13 protein-coding genes are annotated in these 15,438 nt (G+C 62.9%); 8 read left to right on the top strand and 5 right to left on the bottom strand.

What is annotated here, in order from left to right:
* Positions 1 to 34: 34 nt before the first annotated feature.
* Both EKH80_RS22110 and mutS read left to right on the top strand, forming a co-directional pair.
* Positions 35 to 1,138, top strand: a complete 1,104-nt coding sequence (locus tag EKH80_RS22110) for an alpha/beta hydrolase family protein (RefSeq protein WP_126686972.1) — start codon at positions 35 to 37, stop codon at positions 1,136 to 1,138.
* Between the two features lie 339 nt (positions 1,139 to 1,477).
* Positions 1,478 to 4,054: a DNA mismatch repair protein MutS gene (mutS, locus tag EKH80_RS22105; RefSeq protein WP_126686971.1), complete on the top strand. Its 2,577-nt coding sequence runs from the start codon at positions 1,478 to 1,480 to the stop codon at positions 4,052 to 4,054.
* A 75-nt stretch (positions 4,055 to 4,129) separates the two neighbouring features.
* Here mutS and EKH80_RS22100 read toward each other — a convergent pair whose 3' ends face one another.
* The gene (locus EKH80_RS22100) at positions 4,130 to 4,765 is read right to left on the bottom strand and encodes a glutathione S-transferase family protein (RefSeq protein ID WP_230473881.1); all 636 of its coding nucleotides are present in this window, start codon (positions 4,763 to 4,765) and stop codon (positions 4,130 to 4,132) included.
* A gap of 128 nt (positions 4,766 to 4,893) precedes the next feature.
* Here EKH80_RS22100 and EKH80_RS22095 point away from each other — a divergent pair, with 128 nt between their 5' ends.
* On the top strand, positions 4,894 to 5,484 hold the full coding sequence (locus EKH80_RS22095; protein ID WP_126686970.1) for a TetR/AcrR family transcriptional regulator: 591 nt from the start codon (positions 4,894 to 4,896) through the stop codon (positions 5,482 to 5,484).
* A gap of 205 nt (positions 5,485 to 5,689) precedes the next feature.
* Positions 5,690 to 7,915 (top strand): catalase/peroxidase HPI, encoded by a 2,226-nt coding sequence (gene katG / locus EKH80_RS22090; RefSeq protein ID WP_196240422.1) that lies wholly within the window; start codon positions 5,690 to 5,692, stop codon positions 7,913 to 7,915.
* A gap of 84 nt (positions 7,916 to 7,999) precedes the next feature.
* Here katG and EKH80_RS22085 read toward each other — a convergent pair whose 3' ends face one another.
* Positions 8,000 to 8,548 (bottom strand): response regulator, encoded by a 549-nt coding sequence (locus EKH80_RS22085; RefSeq protein WP_126686969.1) that lies wholly within the window; start codon positions 8,546 to 8,548, stop codon positions 8,000 to 8,002.
* A 103-nt stretch (positions 8,549 to 8,651) separates the two neighbouring features.
* The gene (locus EKH80_RS22080) at positions 8,652 to 9,056 is read right to left on the bottom strand and encodes an RNA-binding S4 domain-containing protein (protein ID WP_126686968.1); all 405 of its coding nucleotides are present in this window, start codon (positions 9,054 to 9,056) and stop codon (positions 8,652 to 8,654) included.
* Positions 9,057 to 9,151: 95 nt separating this feature from the next.
* Between EKH80_RS22080 and EKH80_RS22075 the strand changes: the two genes are divergently transcribed.
* Positions 9,152 to 9,763 (top strand): trimeric intracellular cation channel family protein, encoded by a 612-nt coding sequence (locus EKH80_RS22075; protein ID WP_126686967.1) that lies wholly within the window; start codon positions 9,152 to 9,154, stop codon positions 9,761 to 9,763.
* Between the two features lie 65 nt (positions 9,764 to 9,828).
* Entirely contained in the window at positions 9,829 to 10,095 is a 267-nt protein-coding gene (locus EKH80_RS22070; RefSeq protein ID WP_126686966.1) for a hypothetical protein, read from the top strand.
* 76 nt (positions 10,096 to 10,171) lie between these two features.
* On the opposite strand, the gene htpG is transcribed toward EKH80_RS22070, so the two are convergent.
* Positions 10,172 to 12,040 carry a molecular chaperone HtpG gene (gene htpG / locus EKH80_RS22065; protein ID WP_126686965.1) on the bottom strand — a complete coding sequence of 623 codons (1,869 nt, stop codon included), beginning with the start codon at positions 12,038 to 12,040 and terminating at the stop codon, positions 10,172 to 10,174.
* A 211-nt stretch (positions 12,041 to 12,251) separates the two neighbouring features.
* On the bottom strand, positions 12,252 to 13,139 hold the full coding sequence (gene htpX / locus EKH80_RS22060) for a protease HtpX (protein ID WP_126686964.1): 888 nt from the start codon (positions 13,137 to 13,139) through the stop codon (positions 12,252 to 12,254).
* Between the two features lie 426 nt (positions 13,140 to 13,565).
* Between htpX and gluQRS the strand changes: the two genes are divergently transcribed.
* Together gluQRS and phbB are read left to right on the top strand one after the other, a co-directional pair.
* Positions 13,566 to 14,432, top strand: a complete 867-nt coding sequence (gene gluQRS, locus EKH80_RS22055) for a tRNA glutamyl-Q(34) synthetase GluQRS (protein WP_126686963.1) — start codon at positions 13,566 to 13,568, stop codon at positions 14,430 to 14,432.
* Positions 14,433 to 14,570: 138 nt separating this feature from the next.
* Positions 14,571 to 15,311 (top strand): acetoacetyl-CoA reductase, encoded by a 741-nt coding sequence (gene phbB / locus EKH80_RS22050; RefSeq protein ID WP_126686962.1) that lies wholly within the window; start codon positions 14,571 to 14,573, stop codon positions 15,309 to 15,311.
* Positions 15,312 to 15,438 lie beyond the last annotated feature (127 nt).

Genomic DNA, 15,438 nt, shown 5'->3' with positions numbered 1-15,438 from the left:
TGCGGGACTGCAGGCCCCGTGCTAGCCTGCCGGCATGAAAGGATCCGGGACCCGCTTCAGTTTGCTGCTGGCCGGACTGTCTGTGCTGCCATGTGCCACAGCCATCGCCACGGATCCGCCAGCCACCGGCTTGTTCACCGACGTGGTGTTCTCGCAGTACAGCCCGCTATCCGGCAGCCGGCAACTTGCCACCCGCATGCTCAGCCCGCTCGATGCAGCACGCCTGCAGCAGCGCACGGACGACGTGCAACCGATCGGGCTTGAACACGAACGCTTCGCCCTCTACGTCCCCGCCAAGGAGCCGCCCGACGGCTACGCCTTGCTGGTTTTCGTCCCCCCCTGGGACGAGGCCAGGGTGCCGCCACGCTGGACCGGTGTACTGGAACGCCGCGGCATCATCCTGGTCACTGCCGCCCATTCGGGCAACGAGGCCGACCCGCTCGATCGCCGCGAACCACTGGCCTTGCTTTCCGCCATCAACGTGATGGCGCGCTATCGCATCGATCCGCGGCGTATCTATGTCGGCGGCTTTTCCGGCGGTTCACGGGTGGCGTTGCGCCTCGCGGTGGGCTATCCGGACTTGTTCCACGGCGTCCTGCTCGACGCCGGCAGCGATCCCCTCGGCGACACCATCCCTCTCCCGCAGGCGTCCCTGATGGAGCAGTTGCAGACCTCCACCCGCCTGGTCTATCTCACCGGCCTTGAGGACCGCGAGCGGCTGGAAATGGATCGGCTGAGCCGCCATTCGCTGGACAAGTGGTGCATCACGGACGTCGATACCGTGACCATGCCATGGCTAGGCCATGAACTGGCTAATCCAGCAGCGCTGGAGCGCGCGTTGCTTGCACTGGATCAGCATCACCCTGTAGATCAGGACAAGCTCAAGGCATGCCGCGCACGCATCGAGCAGGCGCTGAATGCCGAGCTGGATCAAGCCGGGCAATCGTTGCAAAACGGAAGGATCGATGTCGCCGGGCAACTGCTACGCCACATCAATGCGTATTACGGTGGCTTGGCCGCAACTCAGCTCTGGCAGTTGGAACGCTCTGAGCCTCGCCAACCGCTACCGCGATCGCCAAATCCGTCCCCCGCATTGCAGGCTGTGCCCGACCAGCAGACCCAAACCAAGAGGGACTGACCCTCGGCGCATCGCGTGCCCCCATCTCCCTGTGCTCCCGTTAGGGAAACTCTGAATAAGTTCAGAGTTTCCGCGGGCCAGGGAAGGCCCGCCGCGAATCAAGCGCGTAAGCGCCTGATTTGGCGTAGCCGCGTCCGGGCGTGTACCGGACGCGGCGCGTCTGAAAAAGTCTGTGACGGACTTTTTCAGACCATCCTTAGTACGGGATTTGACCTCCGCAAGGCGCACTCGCTCAGCCCCCTGCGTACAAATAGGCAAAGCACCGCGTCCATGCGAGACTTTCAGGATTCCCTCCAGCCAAGGACCTGGCTGCACCCGCCTGTCCTGTCACCCGACCGCATGAATCAAGAAGATCTGAACCTGCACACCCCTCTCATGCGTCAATACCTCGCGGCCAAAGCCGCGCATCCGGACGTGCTGCTGTTCTTTCGCATGGGCGATTTCTACGAGCTGTTCTATGAGGACGCACGCAAGGCGGCGCGTCTGCTGGACATCACGCTCACGCAACGCGGCCAGTCCGCAGGCCAGCCGATTCCGATGGCGGGGGTGCCGTACCACGCGGTGGAAAATTACCTGGCCAAGCTGGTGCGGCTGGGCGAATCGGTGGCGATCTGCGAGCAGATCGGCGACCCGGCACTGGCCAAAGGACCGGTGGAACGCAAGGTGGTACGCATCGTCACGCCTGGCACGGTGACTGATGCCGCGCTGCTGGAAGAACGCCGCGACAACCTCTTGCTGGCGATCGCCGCCGGCGCGCATGGCAGCTATGGCTTGGCCTGGGTGGACCTTTCCAGCGGCCGCTTTCTGCTCAGCGAGGTGCCGGGTGCGGAGGCGCTGGCGGCGGAATTGGCGCGCCTGCAACCGGCGGAAACGCTGGTCGGCGAAGACGTGGCGTGGCCGAAACTGGTCAGCGCCCTGCCCGGCGTGCGCAAGCGGCCGCCGTGGCATTTTGACGGCGATGCGGCACGGCGCGAACTGAATCGCTTCTTCGGCACGCGCGATCTTGGCGGCTTCGGCGTCGACAATCTGCCGCTGGCCATCGCCGCCGCCGGCTGCCTGCTCGGCTATGTGGAAGAGACACAGAAAAGCGCGCTGCCGCATCTTTCGGGCATGGCGGTGGAAAGCGCGAGCGAAACGATTGCACTGGATGCCGCCACGCGCCGCAACCTCGAACTGGATACCCACCCCAGCGGACGCGTCGAACACAGCCTGCTTGGCGTGCTCGATGAAACCGTGACGCCGATGGGCGCACGCCTGATGCGCCGCTGGCTCAACCGGCCGCTGCGATCGCGCGATACCCTGCGGCGCCGGCATCAAGCCATCGGCGCGCTGATCGAAACGCGCCGCGACGAGACCCTGCGCGAACAGCTGCGCGGCATCGGCGACCTGGAACGTATTCTTGCCCGCGTGGCCTTGCGTTCGGCGCGTCCGCGCGATCTTTCCACGCTCCGCGATGGCCTGGCTGCCGCGCCCGTATTGCGCGAATCGACCGCCAGCCTGGACAGCCCGCTATTGCACGCCCTGGTGGAAGGCATTGGCGATCACGCAGCTATCGCCGAATTGCTCAAGCGCGCCGTCGTCGCACAACCGCCCGTACTGTTGCGTGACGGCGGCATCATCGCCGACGGTTACGACGCGGAGCTGGACGAACTGCGCCGCCTTGCCACGCATGCCGATCAATACCTGGTCGAACTCGAAGAACGCGAAAAGGCCACCAGCGGCATCCCTACGCTGAAAGTCGGCTATAACCGCGTACACGGCTACTACATCGAAATCAGCAAGGCACAGTCGGACAAGGCGCCCACACACTACACGCGCAGGCAAACCACCAAGAACGCGGAACGCTATATCACCGAAGAGCTGAAAACCTTCGAAGACAAGGTGCTTTCCGCCAAGGAACGCTCGCTGATGCGCGAGCGCGCACTCTACGAGACTCTGCTCGACACGCTCACTGCACAGTTGGAGCCGCTCAAGCATGCCGCCGCCTCGATGGCGGAACTCGACGTGCTGTGCACTCTGGCCGAACGCGCCCAGGTGCTGGACTGGAGTGCCCCCGAACTCACCGACGAGCCGGGCCTGAAGATCGAGCGCGGCCGTCATCCGGTAGTGGAAAAGGTGCGCGAGGAGCCGTTCGAGCCGAACGACCTGGTGCTGGATGAGCAGCGCCGCATGCTGGTGATCACCGGCCCGAACATGGGTGGTAAATCCACCTACATGCGCCAGAACGCACTGATCGTGCTGCTCGCGCATATCGGCAGCTATGTACCGGCCTCGCGCACGGTGATCGGCCCGATCGATCGCATCTTCACCCGTATCGGCGCCGGCGACGATCTGTCGCGCGGGCAATCCACCTTCATGGTGGAGATGAGCGAAACGGCGAACATCCTGCACAACGCCACGCCGCATAGCCTGGTGCTGATGGATGAAGTGGGGCGTGGCACCAGCACCTATGACGGCCTCGCCCTGGCTCGCGCCGCGGCAGTGCATCTGGCCGCGAGCAGCAGGGCTTATACGCTGTTCGCCACCCATTATTTCGAGCTGACGGAACTGGCGTCCGAAATCCCAAGCATCGCCAATGTGCATCTGGATGCCGTCGAATACGGCGACCAGCTCGTCTTCATGCACGCCGTGAAGGAAGGGCCTGCCAATCGCAGCTTCGGCTTGCAGGTGGCCGCCTTGGCCGGTTTGCCCAAAGCAGTGATTGCGGATGCGCGCAAGACGCTGGCGGAACTCGAAAACGGCATGCACGCGCATGCCTCCAAGCCCTCGCCGCAACGCGAAGCATCACCCCAATTGGGCTTGTTCGCGCCACCCGAACCGTCTGCCGCAGAGCATGCGCTCAAGGACGTCGATCCCGATGCGCTGACGCCGCGCGAAGCGCTGGAAGTGTTGTACCGACTGAAAGCCTTGGTGTAACGGCACCGTGCAACTGGTGTGGCGCCGTGTAGGCTGGGATGGTCATCCCAGCCTACACGGCGCAGCGGGAACGGCTTAGGCCGCAACGGGCAGCGGCTCGGGGAAAGGTTCACGCCATGCCGGCAGCGCCATCAACCGCTCGTGCCAGCGTGCGATGTTGGCAAAACCATCGATGGGCAATCGAGCTTCATTGGCCCAGGGCAACAACACGCCAACGCCGAAGTCGGCAATGCTCAGCTTGTCGCCTACCAAGTACGCATGCTGCGCCAGATGGGCATCGAGCACGGTCGCGAAGCGCTTATAGAACCCATTGGCTTCATCCACCGCAGCCTGCGTGGGCTCGCCCAGGCCGATCATCGGCTTGATGTGATGTTCGAAGTAAAGCGTGCCGCCATGGCGCGAGAAGTGGCAAAGATCCCACGACATCCAGCGCAATACTTCGACCTGGCGCGCGGCCTCGGCGGGCCACAGATCGGAGCCGGCCTTTACCGCCAGGTGAGCCATGATCGCGGTGCTCTCCCATAGGTGCAAATCGCCGTCGATCAGCAACGGCACCTTGCCATTCGGATTCAACGCCAGAAACTCCGGCGAGCGGTGCTCGCCACGTGCCAAGTCCACCCGGACATAGTCCACCGGCGAGCCAAGATACTTGGCCACCGCGCATGCCTTGCGCGGATTCATGGTCGGTGCGTAATACAGCTTCATGGTCATGATCAATGCCTCCTAGGTGTGGGGGAGCCAACGGAACGCCACGGAGTTTGTCAGCGTCCTTGATATGTTCAAGAACATATTTTGCTTTCGCAGTAGGCTTTGCCCACCCCGGCCACCCTGCTCACCCCATGCCCCTGAGCGCCGAACATAAGCAGAAAACCCGCCAGCGCATCGTCGATTGCGCCCGCGAGCTGTTCAATCGTCGCGGCTTCGACGAAGTTTCCATCGATGAAATCATGCAGCGTGCCGGGCTCACGCGCGGCGGCTTCTACAACCACTTCAAGGCCAAGGAAGAACTGTACGCCGAAGCGGTTTCAGCCTACCTGGATTTCGACCCCAGCCAGCGCTGGGAAGGCATCCGGCTGGATCCTGGCTGTGGCGACGCGTTCGGGCGCCAAATCGTGGAAGCCTATCTCTCCACCGCCCACCTGGCAGACATCGAAGCCCATTGCCCGATGATCGCGCTGCCTTCCGATACCGCCCGTGCAGGGCCGCACGCTCGACGAGCCTATCGATGCCTGGTGGAGCACATGGCGAGCATGCTGGCCCGTGGCATGGAAGGCGAAGATGACGGCGCGCGTGATCGCAGCCTGGCGATCACAGCTCTTTGCGTAGGCGGCATGGTGCTGGCTCGCACCGTCGACGATCCCGCGTTCGCGGATGAAGTGCGCCGCGCGGCGCGTGCAGTGGCCTTGGAACTGATCGGCTCGGCCGACTGACGAAACCGTTGCGCCTTGTCATCATCAGGGTGGCCCAGTTCAGTGATGATGCATGGCGAGGTAGCAGACGGTATGGCTTCGACCATAGCGCTTGCCTATGAAATCGATCAGAACAATTAAATTCACCTGAGGAACTCCTCGGCGTAGATTGGCCAGGCGGCCAGCCGACACCAGCCCCACCCTTCCCACCGAAAGGACTTCAGCCATGAGCCAAGACCCGAACATCGCGACACCTACCCAGGAAGCACCTGTGTCCGGCGCATCGAAGTGCCCCTTCAAGCATTCCGCCAGCGGTCCCGACAACCAGCACTGGTGGCCAAACCAGCTGAACCTGAAGATCCTGCACCAGCATTCCTCGCGGTCCAATCCGATGGGCCAGGATTTCAACTATGCCACGGCGTTCAAGAGCCTCGATCTGGCGGCCTTGAAGAAGGATCTGCATGCCTTGATGACCGACTCCCAGGACTGGTGGCCGGCGGACTTCGGGCACTACGGCGCCTTGTTCATTCGCATGGCCTGGCATAGTGCCGGCACCTATCGCATCGGTGACGGCCGTGGCGGCGCCGGCGCCGGCCAGCAGCGCTTCGCCCCCCTCAACAGCTGGCCCGACAACGTCAACCTGGACAAGGCGCGCCGGCTGCTGTGGCCGATCAAGCAGAAGTATGGACGGAACATCTCCTGGGCCGACCTGATGATTCTTGCCGGCAACGTCGCGCTGGAATCGATGGGGTTCAAGACCTTCGGTTTCGGTGGCGGCCGTGAGGACGTGTGGGAGCCCGAAGAGGACGTCTACTGGGGCTCCGAAACCACCTGGCTGGGTGGCGACGAACGCTACAGCGGTGAGCGTGACCTCGAAAATCCGCTCGCGGCGGTGCAGATGGGTCTGATTTACGTCAATCCCGAAGGCCCGGAAGGCCAGCCCGATCCGCTCGCCGCCGCCAAGGACATTCGCGAGACTTTCGGGCGCATGGCCATGAATGACGAAGAAACCGTCGCCTTGATTGCGGGCGGCCACACCTTCGGCAAAACCCATGGCGCGGGCCCGGCAACCCATGTAGGCGCCGAACCGGAAGCGGCCGGCATCGAGCAACAAGGCCTGGGTTGGAGGAGCAGCTTTGGCAGCGGCAAAGGCGGCGACGCGATCGGCAGCGGCCTGGAAGTCACCTGGACCACCACGCCGACGAAGTGGAGCAACAACTACTTTCAGAACCTGTTCGGTTACGAGTGGGAGCTGACCAAGAGCCCAGCCGGCGCGCATCAATGGACGCCCAAGGGCGGCGCCGGCGCCGGCACCGTGCCGGACGCGCACGACCGTTCCAAGCGTCATGCGCCTTCCATGCTGACCACCGATCTGTCCCTGCGCTTCGATCCTGCTTACGAAAAAATCTCGCGCCGTTTCCTGGAGAACCCGGACGAGTTAGCCGACGCGTTCGCCCGTGCGTGGTTCAAGCTGACCCATCGCGACATGGGCCCCCGCGCACGTTATCTTGGTCCGGAAGTTCCGGCCGAGGAGCTGATCTGGCAAGACCCCGTTCCTGCCGTCGATCACCCGCTGATCGACGCAAAGGATGTGGCGGCGCTCAAAGCCAAACTGCTGGCTTCGGGCCTGTCCATACCGGAACTGGTTTCGACCGCGTGGGCGTCGGCTTCCACCTTCCGCGGCTCGGACAAGCGCGGCGGTGCCAACGGCGCCCGCATTCGCCTCGCCCCGCAGAAGGATTGGGAGGTCAATCAGCCTGAGCAGCTGGCGAAGGTCCTGAAGACGCTCGAAACGGTCCAGCAGGCTTTCAACAGCGCGCAGTCAGGCGGCAAGAAGGTGTCATTCGCCGACCTCATCGTGCTTGGCGGTTGCGCCGCCGTCGAGCAGGCTGCCAGGAACGGCGGTGTCGAAATAACGGTTCCCTTCACGCCGGGACGGACGGATGCCACGCAAGCGTGGACCGATAGGGAGTCCTTCGCTGTACTAGAGCCGCTGGCGGACGGTTTCCGCAACTACCTCAAGGGTCGCTACGCCGTTCCCGCCGAAGTCCTGCTGGTCGACAAGGCGCAATTGCTGGTACTGAGCGCGCCCGAGCTGACTGCACTGATCGGCGGAATGCGCGTACTAGATAGCAACGTGGGACACACCAAGTATGGCGTCCTCACCCATCGGCCAGGCACATTGAGCAACGATTTCTTCGTCAATCTGCTCGACATGGGCACGACGTGGCAGGCGGTCTCCGACGCCCAAGACGTCTTTGAAGGACGCGATAGCAAGACCGGTGAAGTCAAGTGGAGCGGTACACGCGCCGATCTGGTCTTCGGTTCAAATTCCCAGCTGCGGGCTCTGGCGGAAGTCTATGCAAGCGCGGATGCACAGGAGAAGTTCGTCCATGACTTCGTGGCGGCCTGGAACAAAGTGATGAACCTGGATCGCTACGACATAGCGTGATCGCAGCAAGCTAGGCTGGGATGCCAATCCCAGCCTGCAAAAAAGCGCCGCAGTGCCCCCGCACTGCGGCGGTTCCGTCTGAAGTCAGGCAGCCATGCCCGAGAGCGTGCTGCGCAGCTCGTCGTAAGGCGTATCCTCTGCGGTGGCCACGGCCGGCACTGGCGCTCGCGCCGGTAAGCGGCCTGCGCGCACCAGTTGATCGACGGATTGCTGCACGGCGCGCTGCCCGAACGGCTTCTTGATGAAATCGTCGGCGCCAAACCGCTGCACGTAGAACTGCTCTGTAGCCTGCTGGTTGCCGCTGATCATCACGATCGGGATGTGCCGGGTAAGCGGGTCTTGGCGCAGGGCACGCAACACGGCGAAGCCGTTGATACCCGGCAGCACGATATCGAGAAAAATCAGTTCCGGCTGCTCGGCCCTGGCCAGTTCGAGGGCGCTTTCGCCGTCGACGGCCTTCTGCACCGCATAACCTTCCTGGCCGAGCATCTTGCCGAGCACGGCGCGAATGGTCGGCGAGTCATCCACCACCAGCGTGTGCATGCCCGGTGCGGCCTGCACGAGCCGCGCCTGCTGCGCACTTTCCGGCGTCTGGCCGCCCAGCAGCCGCTTGAAGAAATCCATACCGCTCATAAGCCCCCCCTTGCATCGCCTTTCGCAGCAACCACTCCTTGGGCTGCCTGCTTGTGCGGAATGATCATCACGCAGATGGGCGCGGATTTCTGAGATGTGCTGCTCAGGGAAAATCCTTAAGCCGTCGCAATTCCCGACGTTGCTGCTTGTTTGGACGGGAGGCTGGACGATTCAGCCCCACGCCGCTCAGGCGTCGCAACTCACGGGCCTGGTCGCGTGCGACGCGGCTGGCTTCGGTTTCGCGATACAGCATTTGCGCCATGCTGGCCGGTCCACGCTGCTCGGAAAGCGCCTGGATTTCCAGTTCCAGCCGCTCCTCGCCACGCGTCAGGCGCACCCTGTCGCCCACGTGCAGGGCCTTGGAAGGCTTACAGCCGACGCCGTTCACGTCGACCTTGCCGCCGTCGATCGCCTGCTTGGCCAGGCTGCGGGTCTTGTAGATGCGCGCGGCCCACAGCCAGAGATCGGCGCGAACTTCGGCAAGCGTTTGATCGGGAGCGTGTTTCATCGTGGCATGATCGGAATGGGGCCTGGCGGATGCAGGGTAAGTGGGCACACCGGCGCACCGATACAAGCACAAGCGAATGACGCATAGGAAGCCACATGCTGCTTTATCTGCTGGATCTGATCGGAGTGGCCGTGTTTGCGGTCAGTGGGGTGCTGGTGGCTGCACACTCAGGGCTAGATCTGCTCGGCGGCCTGGCACTGGCCGCATTGACCGCTATCGGTGGCGGCACCTTGCGTGACGTACTGCTCAATCGCCACCCGATTTTCTGGGTAAGAGATGCACGCTATCTGCTGGTGATCCTGCTCGCCGCCGCGCTGGCCATGCTCTACCTCACCTTCCTTCCACCGCCTGGACATGGCTTCCTGATTGCGGATGCGCTTGGGTTGGCGCTGTTTGCCATCAGTGGCGCACAGATTGCCGAAGCAGCGGGACTTTCGCCGCTGATCGCCATACTGATGGGCACCATGACCGGCACGGCTGGAGGCATGTTGCGCGATGTGATGAGTGCCCGCGTACCGTTGATCTTTCAACAGGATCTTTATGCCACAGCGGCGATTGCGGGAATCGTGGCGTATTTGGTTTTGCAAAAGCTGGGGACACCACGTGCAATTGCCGTGAGCGTGGGCGTGGCGGTGATCCTTTTGACGCGTTTGCTGGCCGTCGTGTGGGGGGCGCACCTGCCTCGATTACATCTGATTACCGCGTAGGTTGGGGTGAAAACCGCAACTTCGCCATCCCGCGCCGCGCGACGTCGAGGTTTGCACCCTGAGGCATGCCCACGTTTTCAATCAAGAATCTTCGTTACATCAGGAAGATAGCTCATCGCGGCGATGCCTCACGGTTTTGTTCGGCTTTCACCGGAATGACGATTCGCGCTGACATGGCGCTGGCTGTAACGTTGATTTTTGCCGAGTGCACGCCACTAAACGTGGGGAAATGTCAGGGTGAATACCCCAACAGCGGCGTTTTCGTCGTCGCACCGGCGCTGCATGTCGCGCAGGCAATGCAGCCAATCATGACAAGCAGCAACTGTGCGTGACCAAGGGGACATTGGGGTTGGCACCCCAACCTCCCCCCTGACCCTCTCCCGGCGGGGGAGAGGGCTTAAGGTGAGATCAACCTAACAGCACGCGATTCAAGCGCTGCACGAACGCCGCAGGATCAGGCAACGGCGCTCCCGCGGCGATTTCCGCCTGTTCCAGCAGCAGGTTGGCGAGATCCTTCGCCTTGCCTGCGTCACTCTCCGCTTCCACCCGCTTGAGCAGGGCATGCTGCGGATTGATCTCCAGCGTGGGCTTGCTCGTGGGCATATCGTGCCCAGCCTCACGCAGCAAGCGCGCAAGATGCGGAGCCATCTCGTAATCGGACAGTGCCAGGCACGACGGTGAATCGGTCAGACGTGCCGAAACTTTCACATCACCAACACGATCGCCCAGCAATTCCTTCAACTTGTTGAGCAGCGGCTCGGCGGCCTTGCTCGCTTCTTCCTGCTGCTTCTTCGCTTCCTCATCCAGCGGCAGTTCGCCCTTGGCGACGTTGCGCAGCTTCTTGCCGGCATATTCGTTGAGGCTGCCCAGCATCCATTCGTCAATGCGGTCGGACATCAGCAGCACTTCGATATCCTTGGCCTTGAACGCTTCCAGTTGCGGGCTGCCGGCCGCCGCGGCGTGGCTGTCGGCGGTGATGTACCAGATGGTGTCCTGGCTCACCGGCATGCGGCCGATGTAATCGTCCAGCGACACGTTCCGGGCGCTGCCCTCGCCCTTGGTGGAAGCGAAACGCAGCAGCTTGGCGATGCGCTCGCGGTTGGCGTGATCTTCCGCGATCCCTTCCTTGAGCGTGTTGCCGAAGGCCTGGTAGAAGGTGTGGAACTTCTCCGGCTCATCCTTGGCCAGCTTTTCGATCAGGTCCAGCACACGCTTGACGCAGGCGGCCTTGATCCGCTCGAGCTGGCGGTTCTGCTGCAGGATCTCGCGGCTCACGTTGAGCGGCAGATCGTCGGCGTCCACTACGCCGCGCACGAAGCGCAGGTAGTTGGGCAGCAATGTTTCCGCCGCGTCCATGATGAAGACGCGCTTGATGTAGAGCTTCAGGCCCTTGCGCTCATCCCGGCCACCCATCATCAGTTCGAACGGTGGCTGCGCTGGGAGATAAAGCAGCGTGATGTAGCTCTGGCTGCCTTCGACGCGGTTGTGCGTCCACGTCAGCGCATCGTTGAAATCGTGGCCCAGCGACTTGTAGAAGCTCTGGTATTCCTCGTCGCTGATCTCGTTCTTGGGCTTGGTCCACAGCGCAGAGGCCGCATTGACGGTTTCCCATTCCTCGCTCGGCTTGCCGTCTTTCTCTAGCGGCATGCGGATGGAAAAGGCGACATGATCGGAGTAGCGGGTGATCAGCGAGCGCAGTTCCCAGCGCTTGAGGAACGCATCCTCATCGGCCTTCAGATGCAGCACGATCGCAGTGCCGCGTTCAGGCAGCTCGAACTGCTCCAGCGAATATTCGCCCTTGCCGTCGCTTTCCCACTTCACGCCCTCTGCGGCCGACAGGCCGGCGCGGCGGCTGAGCACGGTGACCTTGTCAGCCACGACAAAGGCCGAATAAAAGCCCACGCCAAACTGGCCGATCAGACGTGCGTCGCCTTTCTGCTCGGCGCTCATCGCCTCCAGGAAACGGCGCGTGCCGGAGCTGGCGATGGTACCCAGGTTGGCGACGATTTCGTCGCGGCTCATGCCGACGCCGTTGTCGCGCACGGTGACCGTGCGCTGGTCGGGATCCCAGCTCACGTCGACATGCAGCTCGGCGTCGCCGGAGAGCAGTTCGGGCTGGCCGATGGATTCGAAACGGAGCTTGTCGCAGGCGTCCGATGCGTTAGAGATCAGCTCGCGCAGGAAGATTTCCTTGTGCGAGTACAGTGAGTGCGTCACCAGGTGCAGCACCTGGGCGACTTCGGCTTCGAATTTGCGGGTTTCGGCTATGGCAGTCATGGATGTCGTCGAAGGTTGGTCAGGCAATAAGGAATGAAAGGAGCACGCTCCCTACGAGAGCGCGGCGGGGGAGGGACTGGGACATGCCCCAAGACTTCAATCAAGTAATGCGTCGAAGCCGGCGGCATTGCCGAATTCGCCCCTCACCCGCCCTCCCCAGGGGGTAGAGGGAGCAACCTGCGCCCCTTCCCTACAAGAAGGGCGCAAGCCATCACACCTGCTGCTGTAGCGCCGCGATGCGCTCTTCCAACGGCGGATGGCTCATGAACAGGCGCTGCAGGCCCTGCGCCAGCGGGCCGGAGATGCCGAAGGCCGCCATCGTCTTGGGCAGGCTGCTTTCGCCATGGTTGAGCTGCAAGCGCTGCAGCGCGGAGATCATCGCGCCACGTCCGGCCAGCTTGGCGCCGGCGGCATCGGCACGAAATTCGCGCCAGCGCGAGAATGCCATCACGATCATCGAGGCGAACAAGCCGAACACCAGCTGCAGCACCAGCACCGTCACGAAATAACCGATCCCGCCGCCTTCACGGTCGCGGCCGCCGGAAAGCCAGCTGTCCACCAGGCGCCCGACGATGCGTGCGGCCACGATCACCAGCGTGTTCAGCACACCCTGGATCAGGGTAAGGGTGACCATGTCGCCGTTGGCGACGTGACCAATCTCATGCCCGAGCACGGCCGCCACTTGCTGGCGGTCCATCTGCTGCAACAGGCCGGTACTGACCGCCACCAACGCATGATTCCTGCTCATGCCGGTGGCGAAGGCGTTCATTTCCGGCGCGTCGTAGACCGCCACCTCGGGCATGCCGATGCCGGCGCTCTGCGCGTGATGACGCACTGTGTCCAGCAGCCAGCGTTCGGCTTCGTTCTGCGGCTGCTCGATCACGCGCGCGCCGGTGGTCATCTTCGCCATCCACTTGGACATGGCCAGCGAGATGAAAGCGCCGCCCATGCCAAAGACCGCAGCATAGGCAAGCAGCCCGCCCATGCCGCCGTAACCGCGCGCAGCCGCCCATTGATCGATGCCGAACAGATGGCAGACGATGCTCAGCAGCAGCAGGACGGCGATGTTGGTGAGAAGGAAAAGTGCAATACGGCGCATGGTCTTCCCTAATTGTCGTTCCGAAGGAGCAATGGTAATCCGACCACGGAGATTCGGGCCAAGTGCCGGTTTTTCAAGGGTTAAGGAGCCTCTGATTTATTCCTACGTGCCCGTCACCGCACTGTATGCGCGCCTCGCTTCGCCCCGGCGGCGAAGGCATACCGGGAGTATGTCTAGACGGCGGGGCGAAGCGAGGCGCGCATACAGTGCGGCCCCAACCTTTTGAATTTGAATGACGGGGTGATGTCCAGAAGGCCCGCAGGCTGTGCCCCGTGGCTTGAACAGACGGCCAGTCTGCCCTGTGCCACGCGACACACCCTGCGGGCCTTCTGGACGTCATGCCGGGTACGTAGGAATAGATCAGAGGCTCCTCGACAAAGACTTGGCCGACGCGGAGATTCCGCCCGGCTTACGTAGAATGGCGCGATGACTTATCGCGGACGATTCGCTCCCTCCCCCACCGGTCTTTTGCATGCTGGCTCCCTAGTCGCCGCCGTGGGTAGCTGGCTGTGCGCGCGACACGCGGGCGGGCAATGGCTAGTACGCATGGAAGACATCGATCCGCCGCGCGAAGTACCCGGTTCGGCGGCGGCCATCCTTGCCGCCCTGCCAGGCTTCGGCCTGGTGCCGGACGCGGCGGTCATGCACCAATCATCCCGGCTCGCCGCCTATGCATCCGCCTTCGAGCAGTTGCGCCGGGCCGACCTGGTCTTTCCATGCTGGTGCAGCCGTAGCGACCTGGCCTCGGCGGGCGGCATTCACCGTGACGGTCGCTGCATGGCCCGGTCGGATCCCCAGCGCGCTCCGGCCTGGCGCATCCGGATGGCGGAGGAAACCATTTCCTTCATCGACGAGCTGCAAGGCCCGCAGCAGCAGCGCCTGCGCGACGGTGTGGGCGACTTCGTGATTCGCCGCGTGGAGGGCTTCTATTCCTACCAGCTCGCTTGCGTGGTGGACGATGCCTGGCAAGGCATTACCCAGGTGGTGCGCGGCAGCGATCTCTTGGATTCCACGCCCCGTCAGATTTGGCTGCAGCGTTGCCTGGGTTTGCCGACGCCACGTTACTTGCATCTGCCGCTGGTGCTGGACGCGGAAGGCCGCAAATTGTCGAAGTCCGAACGCGCGCAAGAGCTGGACCCGCGCAACCCCATGCCCGGCCTGCGCCGCGCGCTCCGGTTTCTTGGCCTCTCGCCCTCGGAAACGGCCGTCCATCCATCCGAATTGCTGGATGCTGCGCTGGCGCATTTCGAACCGCATCGTTTGACGCAATGCAGCGACCATCGTGCCGCTTAACCTTGTATAAGGATCTGATGCGCAGCCGCGGCGTGTCGAGAGAGAACCGCTATGCCTTTGTGATGTCTGCGTATAACCTCAACGGGTTCGCGCGTCCCGCGCGGCACTCATTACGTAGACATTACACGGAGAACAGGCATGACCCAGCGTACGGCTCTGGTTACAGGCGGCACCGGCGGTATTGGTACGGCGATCGTGCGCTACCTGGCCAAACAGGGACATAAAGTTGTCACAAACTATCGTGACGAGGAGAAGACGGAAGCCTGGCGCAAGGCCATGGCGCAGGACGGCATCGAAGTCACCACGGTGCCTGGCGACGTATGCGACCCGGGCTCTTGCCAGAGCATGATCGACGCCATTCACCACAAGCTGGGACCGGTGGACATCCTGGTCAACAACGCCGGCATTACCCGCGACACCACGTTCCACAAAATGACCTACCAGCAATGGATGGATGTGGTGAATACCAACCTCAATGCCTGCTTCAACGTCACCCGTCCGGTGATCGAAGACATGCGCACGCGCAAATGGGGCCGCATCGTGCAGATCAGCTCGATCAACGGCCAGAAGGGCCAGTACGGCCAAGCCAACTACGCGGCGGCGAAGGCCGGCATGCACGGCTTCACCATTTCGCTGGCGCAGGAAAATGCGCGCTTCGGCATCACCGTGAACACCGTCTCGCCCGGCTACGTCGCCACTGACATGGTGATGGCCGTACCGGAAGAGGTGCGCGAGAAGATCGTGGCGCAGATTCCCGTGGGCCGACTCGGCAAGCCGGAGGAAATCGCTCATGCGGTGGCCTTCTTCACCACCGAGGAAGCCAGCTGGATCACGGGTGCGAACCTCGCGATCAATGGCGGCCATTACATGGGTTGGTAATACGGCGCCGTGCCCCCCTCTCCCCCACGGGACTTGATTAGCGTCGAGTCTCAGTAGGGTTTCGTAGATCCCGCTCCGGCAAGGGGCGGGATCGGAGTAAGCCGGCAGCCAGGTCTGCGAGCATCGC

The sequence above is a fragment of the Dyella choica genome (genome assembly GCF_003977665.1).
Lineage (GTDB): Bacteria > Pseudomonadota > Gammaproteobacteria > Xanthomonadales > Rhodanobacteraceae > Dyella_B > Dyella_B choica.
The sequence above is the reverse complement of the archived record's forward strand: the minus strand, read 5'-3'. Positions and strand labels throughout refer to the sequence as shown.

What these genes read in the sequence shown, in the direction of transcription:
- EKH80_RS22110 (WP_126686972.1), top strand. Translation starts at nt 35, where the DNA reads ATGAAAGGATCCGGGACCCGCTTCAGTTTGCTGCTGGCCGGACTGTCT.
- mutS (WP_126686971.1), top strand. Translation starts at nt 1,478, where the DNA reads ATGAATCAAGAAGATCTGAACCTGCACACCCCTCTCATGCGTCAATAC.
- EKH80_RS22100 (WP_230473881.1), bottom strand. Translation starts at nt 4,765, where the DNA reads ATGACCATGAAGCTGTATTACGCACCGACCATGAATCCGCGCAAGGCA.
- EKH80_RS22095 (WP_126686970.1), top strand. Translation starts at nt 4,894, where the DNA reads ATGCCCCTGAGCGCCGAACATAAGCAGAAAACCCGCCAGCGCATCGTC.
- katG (WP_196240422.1), top strand. Translation starts at nt 5,690, where the DNA reads ATGAGCCAAGACCCGAACATCGCGACACCTACCCAGGAAGCACCTGTG.
- EKH80_RS22085 (WP_126686969.1), bottom strand. Translation starts at nt 8,548, where the DNA reads ATGAGCGGTATGGATTTCTTCAAGCGGCTGCTGGGCGGCCAGACGCCG.
- EKH80_RS22080 (WP_126686968.1), bottom strand. Translation starts at nt 9,056, where the DNA reads ATGAAACACGCTCCCGATCAAACGCTTGCCGAAGTTCGCGCCGATCTC.
- EKH80_RS22075 (WP_126686967.1), top strand. Translation starts at nt 9,152, where the DNA reads ATGCTGCTTTATCTGCTGGATCTGATCGGAGTGGCCGTGTTTGCGGTC.
- EKH80_RS22070 (WP_126686966.1), top strand. Translation starts at nt 9,829, where the DNA reads ATGCCCACGTTTTCAATCAAGAATCTTCGTTACATCAGGAAGATAGCT.
- htpG (WP_126686965.1), bottom strand. Translation starts at nt 12,040, where the DNA reads ATGACTGCCATAGCCGAAACCCGCAAATTCGAAGCCGAAGTCGCCCAG.
- htpX (WP_126686964.1), bottom strand. Translation starts at nt 13,139, where the DNA reads ATGCGCCGTATTGCACTTTTCCTTCTCACCAACATCGCCGTCCTGCTG.
- gluQRS (WP_126686963.1), top strand. Translation starts at nt 13,566, where the DNA reads ATGACTTATCGCGGACGATTCGCTCCCTCCCCCACCGGTCTTTTGCAT.
- phbB (WP_126686962.1), top strand. Translation starts at nt 14,571, where the DNA reads ATGACCCAGCGTACGGCTCTGGTTACAGGCGGCACCGGCGGTATTGGT.